Here is a 16,017-nt window from a genome sequence, read left to right as displayed (position 1 = left end):
AGGGTGACTGGCCTGCTCTTGTCTTGCTGCCGTGTCCCTCAGACCGCCCACTCAGTTCACGGCGTGCCTGGCAACCCCCTCAGGGCCTGCGCATGCTGCTTCAGGGCCTGTTCCACCGGCTGCGGCGGGACGGCCTTCCCCTGGGGCCTGAGCGTGTCCATAACCGCCTGCAGGTCGGGAAACAGCCCGGCGGCGGGCATGGCGAGCAGGGCCGCGCCCTCGGCCGCCCCCGGGGCGTGACCGATATGCTGCACCGGCAGGTCCAGCGCGCCGCTGACCATTCCCAGCCACAACCCACTGCGGGCGCCGCCGCCCGTGGCCAGCAGGGTCTCCAGGCTGGAGATGGGCCGCATCACCCGGTAGGTGTCGGCCAGCGCGCAGACGGTGCCTTCCAGCAACGCGCGGATCAGATGCGGGCGGCGGTGCGCCAGGCTCAGGCCGGCCCACGAACCGCGCAGATCGGGGTTCATCAGGGGGCTGCGCTCTCCGGCCAGGTAGGGCAGGAAGGTGACGCCCTCCGCGCCGTCCGGCACCGTGCCTGCTTCGGCCAGCAGGGCCGCGAAGTCCGCGTCCGGGGCCAGGGTGTCGCGGAACCACTGCAGCGCCCCGGCGCAGGCCAGCGTGACGCCCAGCAGGTGGTAGCCGCCGTCGGCGTGGGCAAACAGATGGACCCGGCCCAGCGGGTCGGGGGTGGGCGTGTCCAGCGGGGCGAACAGCACGCCGCTGGTGCCCAGGCTGACGCTGCCCACGCCGGGCCGGTGCGCGCCCAGCCCCAGCCCGATGCCCGCAGCTGCGTTGTCGCCGCCGCCCGCCACGACCTTGAGGTCAGCCGGGAGTCCTGTCTGCGCCGCCACCTCAGGCAGAAGCCGGCCCACCACCGCCCAGGACTCCACCACCTCGGGGAACAGATTGACGTTCAGCGACAGGGCACCCAACACGTCCATATCCCAGGTCCTGGCCGCCAGATTCAGGGCCCCGGTGCCGGAGGCGTCGGACGGTTCGGTGAAGAACTGACCGGTCAGCACGTGGCCCAGGTAGTCCTTGGGCAGCAGCACCTTGTGAAGGCGGGCGAAGTTCTGCGGCTCTGCTGCGCGCAGCCACAGCAGCTTGGGCAACTGAAACCCGGTCACCGCGCGGTTGCCGGTGCGGGCGATCAGTTCCCCACGGGGAATGCTGCCCTCGATCTCGTCCACCGCCGCTCCGGTGCGCTGGTCATTCCACAGGGGGGCGGGGCGGATCACGTCGCCGGACGCGTCCAGAAACACTGCGCCGTGCATCTGCCCGCTGAGACCCAGAGCCAGGGGGGTCCAGCCGCCTGCCCTGAGGGTGTCGGCCACGCTGGCCAGCGCGTCCAGACTGGCGGCCGCCCAGTCCTGCGGGCGCTGCTCGGTCCAGCCGGGCTGTGGGGTCAGCAGCGGGTAGGTGCGCGCGGCGCTGGCGACCACCTGCCCGCCCGCGTCCAGCGCCACCACCTTGACGCCGCTGGTGCCGAGGTCCAGGCCCAGGGTAACTGGCTTGTTCATGCCCGCACGCCCATCAGCAGTTCGATCAGCATCTGGTCCAGCGCCTCGAGGCCCGGCCCGCGGCGGCCCAGCGCCTCGCGGTCAAATTCACGGTTCTTGAGCGCCTCGGCATTCTCGGGCGAGAAGCGGCTCAGGGCGGCCAGCTCCGTGTCCTCGACGCGGTAGGCTTCCAGCGCCGCCGTGATCTCGGCGTCGGCGCGGAACTGCGCCACCTTGTCTTTCAGGATCAGATAGGTCCGCATGCAGCCGCGCGCAAAGGCCCACACGCCCGCCTCGTCCTCGGTGCGCAGGGCGTGGGCATCGAAGTGCAGCGGCCCGGTGTAGCCGCCCTCCTCCAGCAGCATCACCGTGAAAAACGCGCTCTTGATGTTCTCCGCACCAAAGCGCAGGTCCTGATCAAAGCGGCCCATCTTCTGATCGTTCAGGTCGACGTGAAACAGCTTGCCTGCGTCCAGCGCCTGGGCCAGGGCGTGCGGAAAGCTGAGGCCCGCCATCGTCTCGTGCGCGAATTCCGGGTTGACGCCGAACAGGTCGGGCTTATCCAGCGTGGGAATAAAGCCCAGGGCGCTGCCCACCGTGGGCAGGAAGATGTCGGCGCGCGGCTCGTTGGGCTTGGGTTCCAGCGCGAAGCGGTAGCCGTAGCCCTGTGCCTCAGAGTAGTCGGCCAGGAAGTTGAGGCTCTCGCGGAACCACGCCAGCGCGTCCATCAGCTTGCCGCCCGCGTCCACCTCGGTGCCCTCCCGGCCCCCCCAGAACACGTAGGTCTGCGCGCCCAGTTCGGCCCCCAGGTCCATCGAGCGCATGGTTTTTTGCAGCGCGTAGGCCCGCACGCGGCGGTCAGCGCTGGTAAAGGCCCCGTCCTTGAAGGCTGGATCGCCGAACAGGTTCGTGGTGGCCATCGGCACCTTCAGCCCGGTTTCAGCCAGGGCAGCTTGCAGGTCCGAAACGATGGTGTCGCGCTCGGCGGCGGTGGCGCCGAGCGGCACCAGATCGTTGTCATGCAGGTTGATACCCGACGCGCCCAGTTCGGCCAGCTTGCGCACGATATAGGGCGCACTGATCGGCTGGCGGGTGGGTTCCCCGAAGGGGTCGCGTCCGACGTTGCCGACGGTCCAGAGGCCAAAGGTGAAACGGTCTGCGGGGGTGGGGTTGAGTGGCGTCATGGCTGCTCCTGGGGCATGAGGAAATCGATTTCGTAGGCGGAACGGCCCGGGCCACGCGGGGTGTCTGCGCCTGACCCGCGGGACTGGGCGGTATGGATGTGGGCGGTCAATGGAGTGGGCGGCGGCCGCTAGCGGCCAGGATAGGTCTGGGTGCTGTGGCGCAGCACCAAGTGGGTGGGCAACTGCACCTGTCGTGGGGCGTGTCCGGCCAGCTGGGCCAGCAGCAGCCGCACGCCCTCGGCGGCCATCTCGGCTGCCGGATGGTACACCGTGCTCAGGCCGCCCGCGATGAATTCCGCGCCCTGGATGTCGTCGAAGCCCATCAGAGACACGTCCTGCGGCACCCGCAGCCCGGCCCGGTTCAGGGCCTGGAACGCGGCCGCCGCGCCCAGGTCGGTTTCGGCAAACACCGCGCTGATCTGGCCCTGCCTGACCGCCTGCACCAGCAGGTCACCGTCGTGCACGGCGGCCACCGGTGGAAGACCGGCAGCAATCATCGCTTCCTGGTAACCCTGTTCCCGGCGCTGGAAGTGCTCGACGCCGCTGGCCTGCCCGCCGCCGTAAAAGGCAATGTGGGTGTGGCCCAGGTCCAGCAGGTGACCCACAGCCAGGGCCGCGCCGCCGGCGTGATCGGCGTCGGCCGCGCCCATACCGGGGGGGACCCGTGCGCTCCACAACGCCACCACCGGCAGCGCCGCCCCCATCAGACGGTGCAGCAGGTCGTGGCCGCGCAGCGGGTCGCAGCTGACCAGCAGGCCGTCCACCCGCCCGTCCAGATACGGGTGTGCCAGCCCCGCGCTGCCGGGATACACCACCAGGGCCGGCACGCCCAGTTCCCGCGCCGCGCCGCTGAGGCCAGCCATGATCGCGCCGTCGAAGGTGCGCGAGACCGCCCGGCCCGCCACCGGACCGCCCAGCAGGCTGTCGGGTTCCGACGAGCCCACGGCCTCCAGCACCACGCCCAGCTGACCGGTCTGGCGCGTTCGCAGGTTGCGGGCGGCCACGTCCGGCACGTAACCCAGCTCCAGTGCCACCTTTCTGACCCGCTGGGCCGTCTCGGCCCGCACTGGATACTCGGCGCGGCCGGACAGGACCTTGGACACCGTGGCGGTGCTGACGCCCGACGCGGCGGCCACCTCCCGGATACTGACGCGCCCGGTGTCCGGCGGTCTCACGTCAGGCCCGGCCCTTGAAGCTGACCCAGACGCCGCCCCCCGCCGCGCTTTCCAGCACCCGCGTCATGAACGCCACTCCCTGCACGCCGTCTCTGACGGTGGGGTAGTCGGGTGTGATGTTCTCTCCCCGGTCCCGCGCCGCCAGGTCGTCGGCCACGGCGCGGTAGATGTTGGCGAACGCCTCGATAAATGCTTCCGGGTGGCCCGCCGGCAGGCGGGTCATGGCGCCGGCCGCCTCGCCTGTCCCTGGCCCACCGCGCGTCAGGATCTGCCGGGGGGCGTCCAGCTGATCGTAGACGAGATGGTTGGGGTCTTCCTGCCGCCAGCTCAGGCTGCCCGCGCTGCCAAACACCGACAGGCGCAGGTCATTCTCGCGGCCAATCTCGATCTGTGAGACGGTCAGCACACCCCTGGCACCACCTTCAAAACGCAGCAGCATGCTGGCGTCGTCGTCCAGGGGGCGGCCCGGCACGAAGGCGGTCAGCTCGGCGGCCACCTCCTCCAGCGCCAGTCCGCTCACGAACGTCGCCAGTTGCTCGGCGTGGGTGCCGATGTCGCCCAGCGCCCCGGCGGGGCCGTTGCGGGCCGGATCGGTGCGCCACTCGGCCTGCTTGCCGGTTTGCCGGGTGGCGAGCCAGCCCTGGTGGTACTCCACAATCACCTTGCGGACGTCGCCCAGCCGGCCCTGCCGCACCATCTCGCGGGCCTGTCGGATCATCGGGTAGCCGGAGTAGTTGTAGGTGACGGCAAAGGCGGTTCCAGCCTGCCTCACCGCTGCTTCTAGTTCCTGGGCCTCCTTCAGCGTGGGCACCAGTGGCTTGTCGCAGATCACGTGAAATCCGGCCTGAACGGCCGCCAGCGCCACCGGGAAATGCAGATGGTTGGGCGTGACGACGCTGATGATCTCCGCCCCATCCTCCCGCTGCCGTTCACCGGCCAGCAGCTCCTGCCACGTGCCGTAGCTGCGCTCCGGCGGCAGGCCCAGTGCCGCCCCCGACGCCCTGGAGCGCTCAGGCGTGCTGGACAGCGCCCCGGCCACCAGCACGTAGCGTCCGTCCAGCGCCGCCGCGTGCCGGTGAACCGCCCCGATAAAGGCGTCCTGCCCGCCGCCCACCATGGCCAGCCGGATGGGGCGCTGATGGGCGCTCACGTCTCCTCCCTGGCAAAGGCGTCGTCGAACACCACGTCCGACGGCGGGAAGTCCAGGCGGCGCGTGTACGCCGCGCTCTCGGTGGCGCCGGCCACCCGGTCCATGCGGGCGTCCTCCCACTCGATGCTGAGGGGCCCGGCGTAGCCGACGTCGTGCAGCGCCACGATGATCTCCTCGAACCGCACGTCGCCGCGCCCCACCGAGCGGAAATCCCAGAAGCGCCGGCCGTCGCCGAAGGTGGTGTGGCCGCCGAACACGCCCACCTCGCCGCTGCCGTGGCCCCACCACACGTCCTTGATGTGGACGTGGAAGATGCGCTTTGGGAAGCGGCGAATAAAGCCCACATAGTCCACGCCCTGGTACGCCAGGTGGCTGGGGTCATAGTTGAAGCCGAAGCGCGGATGGTGGCCCAGCGCCTCCAGCGCGCGGGCGGCGCTGGCCGTGTCGAAAGCGATCTCGGTGGGATGGACCTCCAGCGCGAAGTTCACGTCCACCTCCGCGAAGGCGTCCAGGATGGGGGTGAAGCGCCGGGCAAAGTCCGCGTAGCCGCGCTCCCAGTACGCCTGATCGGTGGGCGGGAAGGCGTAGAGGCTGTGCCAGATGCTGGACCCGGTAAAGCCGGTCACGACATCCACCCCGAGCTTGCGGGCGGCCCTGCCGGTGTCGATGATCTCCTGCGCCGCTCGCCCGCGCACGCCCTCGGGATCGCCGTCGCCCCAGACGTGGGCGGGAAGGATGGCTTTGTGCCGCTCGTCGATGGGATCACACACGGCCTGACCCACCAGGTGGTTGCCGATGGCGTGAAGCCCAAGGTCATGTCTTGCGAGCAGTTCGCGGACGCTGTCGGCGTAACCGTCCTCTTTCAGCGCCCGCTGCACATCGAAGTGATCGCCCCAGCAGGCCAGTTCCAGGCCGTCGAAGCCCATCGTGCGGGCCAGCGGCGCGAGTTCGGCCAGCGGCAGATCGGCCCACTGGCCGGTGAATAACGTGACAGGTCTGGGCATGGGTCTGGGGTGCCTCCGGGCCACCATGGGGTCATGCGGCGTGAGATGAGAGAGCGGGGGCAGGGAAGCCGTCGGCGGCCCGGCCCCAGCGCTGGGCAGGGTGAGGTCAGCGGGCTGAAGCTAGAACGGTGAATTCGGGAAGTAATACTTGGCGGCGTTGGCCTTGGTCACCAGCACGCTGGGGATGATGGTGGTCTTGGGCATGGCAGCCCCCGTCATACGGGATTTGGCCGTCAGCAACATGGCGTCGCGGATCATGTTGGGGGGGTACGTCACGTCGGCGGTGATCAGCGGGTCGCCGTCCTGCACCTTCTTGATCATTTCCTTCATGCCCGCGCCGCCCAGCACGAACTTGATGTCCTTGCGCCCGGCCTGTTCGATGGCCTTCAGCACCCCCACGGCGATGTCATCGTCCTGCGCCCACACGGCGTCGATCTTGGGAAAACGGGTCAGGTAGTCCTGCATGACCTTGAAGCCGTCGTCGCGGTTCCAGTTGGCGTACTGCTTGTCCAGAATCTTGATGCCCGGGTACTTGTCCTTCATGACCTTCTCGAAAGCGTCCACGCGCTGGTTGTCGATCACCGTGGCAATACCGCGCAGCACCACCACGTTGCCCTTGCCGCCCAGCGTCTTGCCCACGTACTCACCGCTGACCCGGCCCAGGCCCGGATTGTCTCCGGCTACGTAGGCATCCTGGGCCTTGGGATCGGTCAGGGCGCGGTCCACCACCACTGTGAACACGCCCTTGTTCTTGAGGTTGGCCACGGGGCGGGTCAGCGGCGCACTCTCCTGCGGCAGGATCACCAGCGCGTTGATCTTGTTGACCGTCAACATGTCCTGAATCTGGTTGGCCTGCTCGTTGGCGTCCTTGGCGGTCTTCACGATCACGGTCAGGCCCGGATACATCTTTTCCAGCTCTTTTTTGGTTTCGTTGGCCCAGTACACCACGCCGCCCGTCCAGCCGTGGTCCGCCGAGGGAATCGAGACTCCCATCACCTGTTTGGTCTGGGCCAGCGCGGCGGACGCCAGCAGCGAGAGCGAGAGAACCGCGAGTGTTTTCATGGTCTGGGACATGGTGGACTCCTTGGAAGGCGGGTGCCGGGTGGGGCGAACGACGGAACGCGGCGCGGTCAGAATGCGGGCGGGCCCGGTGGGCGGCCCGGTGGGGCGTGGACAGAGGAGATCAGGGCGGCTGAAGGCGGCCCGGAGGGGCGCAGGCCCGTTCATGACCGCTTGCCGCGTTGCAAGAAGGCCACCACGATAATCACGACGCCCTGCACGGCAGCGTTCAGGTACACGCTGATGACCGAGGTCAGGTTCAGCACGTTCTCGATGCTCAGCAGCAGCATGGCCCCTACCACGGTGCCCCAGATACGTCCGGAACCCCCCTTGAGCGCCGTGCCGCCGATGATCACCGCCGCAATCGCTTCCAGCTCCCACAAGATGCCGGTGCTGGGGCTGGCGCTGCCCAGTCGCGGCACGTACAGCAGGGTGGCCAGCGCCACGCAGATGCCCTGGATCATGTAGGTGATGACCTTGACGCGGTTAACGTCCACGGCGGCGTACCTTGCCACCTGCTCGTTGCTGCCGATGGCCTGCACGTAGCGCCCGTAACGGGTGCGGTTCAGGATCAGCCCGCCGAGCAGCGCCACCACCGCGAAGATCACGATCGGCACCGGCACGCCCAGCAGCTTGCCGTAGTACACCGGACTGTAGGCGTCGCTCAGGGTGTTGTTCAGCGAGATGCTGCCGCCTTCCGACAGGTAGGTGAGGACGGCGCGGTAGATGCCCAGCGTTCCCAGCGTGACGATGAACGGCTCGATGCGGCCCCGCGCGATAAACGTGCCGTGCAGCAGCCCGGCCCCGGCCCCGATGGCCAGCGCGCACAGCATCCCCACCGCGATCACGCCCGCGCCGCCGCCGGTCCCGCCCAGCGCATTCATGATCAGGATCATCGAACCGGCGATCAGGGCGGCCATTGAACCCACCGACAGGTCGATCCCGCCCGAGATGATCACGAACGTCGCGCCCACCGCGATGATGCCGATAAACGAGGCGCGGGTCAGCACGTTCGACAGGTTGGAGACGGTCAGAAAGTCGCTGTTCAGGGCCGTGGCCACGATCATCAGCGCCAGCAGGCCCAGCAGCGGGCCCAGGCTGCCCAGCCGCGACAGCAGCGGCGGGCGGGCAGTGGGGTTGACGGTCCGGGCAGAAGGTTCGGTCATCTGGGGGCAGCCTCCAGGGCGGGCGCGCGGGCTTTCAAACCGGTGGCGTACTGAATCACTTCCTGCTCGGTCAGCTCATCGCCGCTCAGGTCCCCCGCGACGCGGCCCTCGCGCACCACCAGCAGGCGCTGGCACAGGCCCAGCAGCTCGGTCAGCTCGCTCGAGATCACGATGACGCCCTTGCCGGCCTGTGCCAGCGCCTGAATCAGCAGGTAGATCTCGCGCTTGGCGCCCACGTCCACGCCGCGCGTCGGCTCATCCAGCACAATCACATCGGGGTCCACCTCCAGAATGCGGGCCAGCGCCAGCTTCTGCTGGTTGCCGCCCGAAAGGGCGCTGGCTGGCACGTCCAGCCGCCCGGTGCGGACGCCGTAGGTGGTCACCGCCCGTTCCAGCGCCCGCGTCTCCGCGCGGATGTCCAGCAGGGGCCGTGCGTACTGCTGCAGCGTCATCAGCGTGAGGTTGGGCCGCAGCAGGGCGTTTACCAGCAGGCCCTTGCCCTTGCGGTCCTCGCTGAGGTACACGACGCCCGCGCGGGCCGCCCTGCCCGGGCTGTCGATGCGGGTGGGGCGGCCCGCCACGCGCACCTGCCGGACCGTGTGGCGGCGCAGCCCCAGCAGGCCCTCGAACAGTTCGGTGCGCCCCGCACCCACCAGTCCGGCAAAGCCCAGCACCTCGCCCGCCTGCAAGGTAAACGTGATGTCGTGTGCCCAGCCGGGAACGTCCAGCCCCCCAACATGCAGCGCCTCGGTTCTGGTGGGCCGCCCCTTGTCCGGGAACATCTCTTCCAGTTCCCGGCCCACCATCAGGTTGGCCAGATCATGCGGCGTCCTGCCGGCTGCCGGGCCGCTGAACACCACGGCGCCGTCCCGCAGCACCGTCACCGCGTCGGCCAGCGCCTGCACCTCATCAAGTTTGTGGCTGATGTACAGCACCGTCACGCCGTCGTCGCGCAGGCGGCGGATCAGGGCGAACAGCACGTCGGTTTCGCGGCGGGTCAGCGTGGCCGTCGGCTCGTCCATCACCAGCACACGGGCGTTTCTGGACAGCGCCTTGGCAATCTCGACCAGCTGCTTTTGCGGCACGCTCAGGTCACGCACGCGCATCCGTGGATCCAGCTGCACGTCCAGCCGTGCCAGGGCGGCCTGCGCCTGCCGATTCATTCCGGTGTCGTCCAGCAGGGCGCCCCCCAGTTCCCGGCCCAGAAAGACGTTCTGCGCCACGCTCAGGTCATCGGCCAGGTTGAATTCCTGGTGGATCAGGACCACGCCCTGCGCCTCGGCCTCGCGGCTGCTGCGGAAGGTGACAGGCTGACCGTCCAGCACGATCTCGCCGGAACTCTGGGGCTGATAGCCGCCCAGGATCTTCATCAGCGTGCTCTTGCCTGCGCCGTTCTCGCCGATCAGGGCGTGGATTTCACCGGACCCGATGTCAAAGGTCACGCCGTGCAGAACCTCCACCGGGCCGAAGGCCTTGGTGACGCTCCGGAAGGCGACGGCCGGCACCGCCGTCAAGTGGCCCCCGCCCGTGACCACAGGCGGCGCTTGGCATCCACGAGTTGGATAACATTCCAGATCGGCACGGCAGTCTCCAGCACACAGCGAGAGGCGAGGGACGCGACAACGCGGACAGCCCGGCACAGCAGTTTTTCCTTGCCCTGACCATAACACAGAAACAGCCATAACGAAATCGATTTCTGCTATTGGCCCTGCCGGGCGCGGTGCACCGTCTGCAGCCCCGACCAGGGGCGCGTGTGGGCGCTGGGCCGCCGTTCATATGGCACACTGCGGGCACATTACAACTCCCGGAGGTTCCTGCCCATGACCCACCCCATCCCTGTTTCCGCCGCCGCCCCCCTGCCTGCAGACGGTGTGTACTTCCGCGCCTGCAACCTGTGTGAGGCCATCTGCGGCCTGCAGATCACCGTTCAGGGCGGCCGGGTCACGGACCTGCGCGGCGATCCCCTTGATCCGCTGAGCAAGGGCCACATCTGCCCCAAGGGCACGGCGCTGCCGGACCTGCACTCGGACCCGGACCGCCTCAAGCGCCCCATGCGGCGAAGCGGCGACACCTGGGTTGAGATGGACTGGGAAGAGGCGCTGGATTACGTATCAGCGCGTCTGCAGGAGGTGCGCGGGACGCACGGCGCGGACGCGGTGGCCACCTTTCAGGGCAACCCCAGCGTCCACAACAGCGGCACGCTGCTCTCGGCGGGCGGGCTGGTCCGGGCCATCGGCAGCCGCAACCGCTTCACGGCCACCAGTATTGACCAGCTGCCGCACCACTTCGCAGGCGCGGAGATGTTCGGCCACCCGTTTTTAATGCCCATCCCCGACATCGACCGCACCGATTTTATGCTGATGATGGGGGCCAATCCCCTGGCCAGCAACGGCAGCATCATGACCGCGCCGGACGTGCGGGGCCGCCTGAAGGCCATCCGCGACCGGGGGGGACGTGTGGTGCTGCTGGACCCCCGCCGTACCGAGAGCGCCGACCACGCCACGGACTTCCATTTCATCCGTCCCGGCACCGACGCTTACCTGCTGCTGGCGCTGCTGAACGTGATCTTCGCGGAAGGACTGGAGCGGCTGGGCCACCTGGCCGACTTCACAGACGGACTGGACGACGTGCGCGATGCTGCCGCAGCCTTCACGCCAGAATGTGTGGAAGGATTGACGGGCGTTTCCGCCGACACCATCCGCACGCTGGCGCGCGACTTCGCTGCCGCCGAGCGCGCCGTGGCCTACGGACGCATCGGCCTGAGCATTCAGGAATTCGGTGGGCTGTCGCAGTGGCTGATCAATGTCCTGAATGCCGTGACCGGCCACCTGGACGCGGAGGGCGGTGCGATGTTTACCCGGCCCGCCTACGATCTGCTGCAGCGGGCCAGGAAGGGCGCGGTCTATCACGGACGCTTCGCCTCGCGCGTGCGCGGCCTGCCCGAATTTGACGGCGAACTGCCCAACGTCACCATGGCAGAGGAGATCACCACCCCCGGTGACGGGCAGATCCGCGCGCTGGTGACGGTGGCCGGCAATCCGGTGCTGTCCACTGCAGACGGCGCGGCCCTGGACGCCGCGCTCGCAACGCTGGACTTCATGGTCAGCATTGATCCCTACCTGAACGAGACCACCCGCCACGCCCACGTGATCCTGCCGCCGGCCTTCGGACTGGAGGTCGCGCACTACGACGTCACATTTCACCTGCTGGCGGTCCAGAATACGGCGCGTTACTCACTGCCGGTCTTTCCAATTGCGGAGTACCAGCGGTTCGATCACCAGATTTTCATGGGCCTGGCCGAGCGTTTGACCGGCAAGGCCGGCAGCACGCCGGAAGAGAAGCTGAACCTGGGGCTGCGCCATGGCCCCTACAACACCAGTCTGGAGGAACTGAAGGCCAACCCGCACGGCGTCGATTACGGTCCGCTACAACCGTGTTTTCCTGGGCGCCTGCTGACCGCCTCTGGCCGCGTCAACCTCGCCCCCGCGCCGATGCTGGCCGATCTGTCCCGGCTGGAGGCGGCGCTGGATGTCACGCCCCCGCCCCTGGTGCTGATCGGGCGTCGGCAGCTTCGCAGCAACAATTCTTGGATGCACAACACGCCCCGGCTGATGCGCGGGCCGGGCCGCTGCACGCTGCAGCTCAACCCCGCCGACGCCGCCGGACTGGAGGACGGGCAGGACGTGGTGGTGCGCTCGCGCGTGGGCGCGGTGACCGTGCCGCTGGAACTGACCGACACGCTGATGCCCGGCGTGGCCAGCCTGCCGCACGGCTATGGTCACTCGCGCGCGGGCGTGCGCCTGGCCGTGGCCACCCAGCATGCCGGCGTCAGCCTCAACGATCTGACCGACACGCGCCGGGTGGACGCCCTGACGGGCAACGCGGCCGTGAACGGCACACCAATCACGCTGCACGCGGCGTCCGTAAGGAGTGAGAGCGCGGCGGACTGATGCTTCAGTGGTCCGGCCCGCTGCACACGGGGGCAGCGGCCGGGCCAATTCGTCTGAGCTGAAGGAACACGGAAGGTCCGTCCAGCGTCGCAAAGCTAGACTGACGCGGTGCAAACGCGGACGCTGGCGGACCCCGAAACCCTGGCCGCCCGCCGCACCCGCTTGCAGGAGCCCCATATTGCGCCGCTGTCGGCCTTTGCGGCGCGGCTCCGTGACAGTGTGGCGCTGGGCATGCGGCTGGACGCGCCCCATTTCGATCCCAGAAGCGGCGGCATTCACACCGAGATCCTGTTGCTGCTGGAATCGCCGGGGCCAAAAGTCGCCCAGACAGGGTTTGCCTCGCCCGACAATCCGGACCGCACCGCCGAGAACCTCAGCTGCCTGCTGAGGCTGGCCGGAATCGGGCGCGAACGCTGTTTGCTGTGGAATATCGTGCCGTGGCAGCTCAGCGCGGCCGGGGTGGTGACCCCCACGGCCGCGCAGGTCCGGGCCGCGGCGCCCGCCACTCTGGAGCTACTGACGCTGCTGCCGGCCCTGCGGGTGGTGGTGCTGGTGGGCGCCAAGGCGCAGGGCGGCTGGCGGTTCGTGTCGCCCCAACTGCGCCGCCCCCTGCCCACCGTGAATTGCCCGCACCCCAGCCCGCGCTACTTTGCCACCGATCCGCAGGCTCCGGTGCGGGCGCTGTCGGCGCTGGTAGAAGCGCGGCTGCTGGCGAAGACTGCCGCTGCTTAGCGGGTCTGCGGAAAACCCAGGTCGACCTTGCTCCCCGCCGGATCGGGCCAGCGCGAGGTGATAACCTTGCTGCGGGTAAAGAACTTGATGCCTTCGGGGCCATACATGTGGGTGTCGCCAAACAGGCTGGCCTTCCAGCCACCGAAGCTGTAATAGGCAACCGGAACGGGAATGGGAACGTTGATGCCCACCATCCCGACTTCCACGTCGAACTGGAACTGCCGGGCCGCGCCGCCGTCGCGGGTGAAGATGGCCGTGCCGTTGCCGTACTGGTTGTCGTTGATCAGCTTTAAGCCTTCGGCATAGGTCTCGGCGCGGACCACGCACAGCACCGGGCCGAAGATCTCGTCATCGTAGGCGTCCATGCCGGGTTTCACGTTGTCCAGCAGTGACACGCCCAGGAAGAAGCCGTCCCCATCGAACTGTGTCTCGCGCCCGTCCACCACGACTTTTGCGCCCTGCTGCTGCGCAGAGCCGATGTAGCCTGCCACCCGGTCGCGGTGTTCGCGGGTGATCAGCGGCCCCATCTCGTTTTCCGGTTCGTCGCCAGGGCCAATTTTGAGGGCGGGCAGGCGTTCCTGAATGGCGTCGATCAGGCGGTCACCCGCGTCACCCACCGCCACCAGCACACTGATCGCCATGCAGCGCTCGCCCGCCGAACCGTAGGCGGCGGACACGGCGGCGTCGGCGGCCATGCCGATGTCAGCGTCGGGCAGCACCAGCATGTGGTTTTTAGCGCCGCCCAGCGCCTGCACGCGCTTGCCCGCAGCGGTGCCCTTCTCGTAAATGTATCTGGCAATCGGCGTGCTGCCCACGAAACTCACGGCGGCAATGCCGGGGTGATCCAGAATCGCGTCGACCGCCGTCTTGTCGCCGTGAACGACGCTCAGCACGCCGTCGGGCAGCCCGGCCTCCTTCAGCAGTTCGGCGATGAAATTGGCGCTGGAGGGGTCTTTCTCGCTGGGTTTGAGGATAAACGCGTTGCCGCAGGCCAGCGCGTTCCCCAGCATCCACAGCGGCACCATCGCCGGAAAGTTGAACGGTGTGATGCCCGCCACCACGCCCAGCGGCTGCTGGATGCTGTACACGTCCACGCCCGTGCTGACCTGTTCGGAGTAGCCGCCGCGCAGCAGGTTGGGAATGCCGCAGGCGTACTCCACGTTTTCCAGCCCGCGCGCAATCTCGCCCAGCGCGTCACTGTGCACCTTGCCGTGTTCGCGGGTGATGATGCGGGCCAGCTCATCGCGCCGCGCCGAGAGCAGTTCGCGGAACTTGAACATCACCCCCGAGCGCGTGCTCAGGGAGCTGGACCGCCACTTCTGGGCGGCGGCGGCGGCGATTCTCACCACCTCATCGATCTCGTCGGCGCTGGCCAGCGGCACCTGCGCCTGAATCTGCCCGGTGGCCGGGTTGTAGACGGGGGAGGTGCGGCCCGATTTGCCCTCGGCGGGCGCGTTGTTGAGCCAGTGGCTCAATAGATTGGCTGTGGGGGTGGTGGTTTTTTCGGTGATGGCGGTCATGGTGTTGCCTCCGTTCTGTGTGGGGTGGGCCGGGCGGACGCCTGCAACTCAGTTTCTCGCCCTGGAAGGTTCGCCCTGGAAACACCAGGGCGCTGGATGTGGTCTAGATTTCCCTAGTCTGCCGCCACCCCGCCTGCAATCGCCTGATCCACCAAAGCCAGCGCCTCCCCGTACACGTCCAGGCCGGCGTCCAGCTCCTCTTTCGTGATCACCAGCGGCGGGCAGACCCACAGGAAGTTGAAGCGGCTGTAGGCGTAGACGTGCTTGCTGCGCAGATACGCGGCCAGCTGGCCCATCTCCGGGGATGTGCCGTTAAAGGGGGCCAGCGGTTCTTTCGTCGCCTTGTCCCTGACCAGCTCCAGCACCGAGAACAGGCCCTTGTAGCGCACGTCGCCCACGCAGGCGTGGCGCGCCTTCATGGCTTCGAGCCGCTGCCCCAGATACGCGCCCAGCTCCAGCGCGTTCTCGAACAGGCCCTCGTCCTCGTAGATGGCCAGGTTCTCTACGGCGGCGGCGCAGCAGACCGGGTGGCCGCTGTAGGTCAGGCCGCCCCACAGCATGTGCGTATCGAAGTAATCGGCAATCGGCTGACTCACGATGCACGCGCCCAGCGGCATGTACCCGCTTGTCAGGCCCTTGGCACAGGTCACGATGTCGGGTTTGATGCCGTAATGCTGCGTTGCCAGCCATTTGCCGGTGCGCCCGAACCCGCTCATAACCTCGTCGGTGATCAGCAGGATGCCGTATTTGTCGCACAGGGCGCGCAGTTTGGGGTAGTAGTCGTCGGGCGGCACCAGCAGGCCGTTGCTGCCGGTGATGCCCTCCACCAAGATGGCGGCGATGCTGTCCGGCCCCTCCATCTGAATGACTTCCTCGATGTGCGACACGCATTCGCGCCCGCACGAGTCCGGGATCTTGCCAAAGGGGCAACGGTAGCAGTACGGGTCAAAGACGCGCACCACGCCGGGCACGCCCGGTTCCACCGGCCAGCGGCGCGGATCGCCGGACGCGGTCATGCTGCCCATCGTCGCGCCATGGTAGCTGCGGTAGCGGGTGATGATCTTGTCGCGGCCCGTGACCAGCCGGGCGATCTTGATGGCATTCTCGTTGGCCTCACTGCCGCCCAGCGTGAAAAACGTCTTGGCCAGCCCGGTGACCTCGGCCAGCTTCTGTCCCAGTTTGCCGCGCGGTTCGGTGGCGAAGGAAGGCCCGGCAAAGCACATGGTATCCACCTGCGCCTTGATGGCCTCCAGCATGCGCGGGTGCTGGTGGCCGATGTTCAGGTTGATCAGCTGGCTGGAAAAATCGAGCCAGGAGTGGCCGTCGCCGTCGTAGAAGTGACTGCCCTTGCCCCCGGTCATCACGGGCGGCAGCGGCCCGCCCTGAACGGACCACGAGAACATCGTGTAGTCGCGGTTCTGCTGCGCGATGTCGTGGGCAGAGGCGACAGGTTCAGAGACGGACGGGCGCTCTTCGGTGCTGGTCATGGACGAACCTCCGGGCGGAAGAAGGGAAACACAAAGGATTGAAGCGGAACGCTGCCTGTCATTGTCCTCCTTTCATTGCGCCGGACTC

Annotated in this window: 12 protein-coding genes; 2 read left to right on the top strand and 10 right to left on the bottom strand. The window is 68.1% G+C overall.

The genetic code is table 11. From position 1 onward, the window contains the following. Positions 1-56: 56 nt before the first annotated feature. The 8 genes from xylB to IEY31_RS08680 form a co-directional block, all read right to left on the bottom strand. Positions 57-1,523, bottom strand: a complete 1,467-nt coding sequence (xylB, locus tag IEY31_RS08715; RefSeq protein WP_188970975.1) for a xylulokinase — start codon at positions 1,521-1,523, stop codon at positions 57-59. Next, positions 1,520-2,686, bottom strand: a complete 1,167-nt coding sequence (gene xylA, locus IEY31_RS08710) for a xylose isomerase (RefSeq protein WP_188970973.1) — start codon at positions 2,684-2,686, stop codon at positions 1,520-1,522. The genes xylB and xylA overlap by 4 nt, the downstream gene beginning before the upstream one ends. Before the next feature lie 128 nt (positions 2,687-2,814). Then, on the bottom strand, positions 2,815-3,861 hold the full coding sequence (locus IEY31_RS08705) for a LacI family DNA-binding transcriptional regulator (RefSeq protein WP_188970971.1): 1,047 nt from the start codon (positions 3,859-3,861) through the stop codon (positions 2,815-2,817). 1 nt (position 3,862) lies between these two features. After that, positions 3,863-5,011: a Gfo/Idh/MocA family protein gene (locus tag IEY31_RS08700; RefSeq protein ID WP_229723434.1), complete on the bottom strand. Its 1,149-nt coding sequence runs from the start codon at positions 5,009-5,011 to the stop codon at positions 3,863-3,865. Further along, positions 5,008-6,015, bottom strand: coding sequence for a sugar phosphate isomerase/epimerase family protein (locus IEY31_RS08695; protein WP_188970969.1), 1,008 nt, complete (start codon positions 6,013-6,015; stop codon positions 5,008-5,010). The genes IEY31_RS08700 and IEY31_RS08695 overlap by 4 nt, the downstream gene beginning before the upstream one ends. A gap of 120 nt (positions 6,016-6,135) precedes the next feature. Beyond that, a complete protein-coding gene (locus IEY31_RS08690; RefSeq protein WP_188970967.1) occupies positions 6,136-7,089 on the bottom strand; it encodes an ABC transporter substrate-binding protein in 954 nt (317 codons plus the stop codon). 149 nt (positions 7,090-7,238) lie between these two features. Then, the gene (locus IEY31_RS08685) at positions 7,239-8,240 is read right to left on the bottom strand and encodes an ABC transporter permease (RefSeq protein ID WP_188970965.1); all 1,002 of its coding nucleotides are present in this window, start codon (positions 8,238-8,240) and stop codon (positions 7,239-7,241) included. Beyond that, complete coding sequence (locus IEY31_RS08680) at positions 8,237-9,745, bottom strand: sugar ABC transporter ATP-binding protein (protein WP_229723438.1); 1,509 nt, start codon at positions 9,743-9,745, stop codon at positions 8,237-8,239. The genes IEY31_RS08685 and IEY31_RS08680 overlap by 4 nt, the downstream gene beginning before the upstream one ends. Positions 9,746-10,060: 315 nt before the next feature. On the opposite strand from IEY31_RS08680, the gene IEY31_RS08675 reads away from it, so the two are divergent. Then, the gene (locus IEY31_RS08675; protein ID WP_188970961.1) at positions 10,061-12,190 is read left to right on the top strand and encodes a molybdopterin-dependent oxidoreductase; all 2,130 of its coding nucleotides are present in this window, start codon (positions 10,061-10,063) and stop codon (positions 12,188-12,190) included. Between the two features lie 108 nt (positions 12,191-12,298). Further along, positions 12,299-12,922: a uracil-DNA glycosylase gene (locus tag IEY31_RS08670; RefSeq protein WP_188970959.1), complete on the top strand. Its 624-nt coding sequence runs from the start codon at positions 12,299-12,301 to the stop codon at positions 12,920-12,922. On the opposite strand, the gene IEY31_RS08665 is transcribed toward IEY31_RS08670, so the two are convergent. Then, entirely contained in the window at positions 12,919-14,442 is a 1,524-nt protein-coding gene (locus IEY31_RS08665) for a CoA-acylating methylmalonate-semialdehyde dehydrogenase (protein WP_188970957.1), read from the bottom strand. The two genes, IEY31_RS08670 and IEY31_RS08665, sit on opposite strands and share 4 nt — an antisense overlap. A gap of 113 nt (positions 14,443-14,555) precedes the next feature. Then, positions 14,556-15,929 carry an aminotransferase class III-fold pyridoxal phosphate-dependent enzyme gene (locus tag IEY31_RS08660; protein WP_188970955.1) on the bottom strand — a complete coding sequence of 458 codons (1,374 nt, stop codon included), beginning with the start codon at positions 15,927-15,929 and terminating at the stop codon, positions 14,556-14,558. Positions 15,930-16,017: the final 88 nt, after the last annotated feature.

Origin of the sequence: Deinococcus aerolatus (genome assembly GCF_014647055.1) — a bacterium.
Taxonomy (GTDB): Bacteria; Deinococcota; Deinococci; order Deinococcales; family Deinococcaceae; genus Deinococcus; species Deinococcus aerolatus.
Note: the sequence above shows the minus strand (reverse complement) of the source record. Positions and strands in the feature narration are given on the sequence as shown.

What these genes read in the sequence shown, in the direction of transcription:
- xylB (WP_188970975.1), bottom strand. Translation starts at nt 1,523, where the DNA reads ATGAACAAGCCAGTTACCCTGGGCCTGGACCTCGGCACCAGCGGCGTC.
- xylA (WP_188970973.1), bottom strand. Translation starts at nt 2,686, where the DNA reads ATGACGCCACTCAACCCCACCCCCGCAGACCGTTTCACCTTTGGCCTC.
- IEY31_RS08695 (WP_188970969.1), bottom strand. Translation starts at nt 6,015, where the DNA reads ATGCCCAGACCTGTCACGTTATTCACCGGCCAGTGGGCCGATCTGCCG.
- IEY31_RS08690 (WP_188970967.1), bottom strand. Translation starts at nt 7,089, where the DNA reads ATGTCCCAGACCATGAAAACACTCGCGGTTCTCTCGCTCTCGCTGCTG.
- IEY31_RS08685 (WP_188970965.1), bottom strand. Translation starts at nt 8,240, where the DNA reads ATGACCGAACCTTCTGCCCGGACCGTCAACCCCACTGCCCGCCCGCCG.
- IEY31_RS08675 (WP_188970961.1), top strand. Translation starts at nt 10,061, where the DNA reads ATGACCCACCCCATCCCTGTTTCCGCCGCCGCCCCCCTGCCTGCAGAC.
- IEY31_RS08665 (WP_188970957.1), bottom strand. Translation starts at nt 14,442, where the DNA reads ATGACCGCCATCACCGAAAAAACCACCACCCCCACAGCCAATCTATTG.
- IEY31_RS08660 (WP_188970955.1), bottom strand. Translation starts at nt 15,929, where the DNA reads ATGACCAGCACCGAAGAGCGCCCGTCCGTCTCTGAACCTGTCGCCTCT.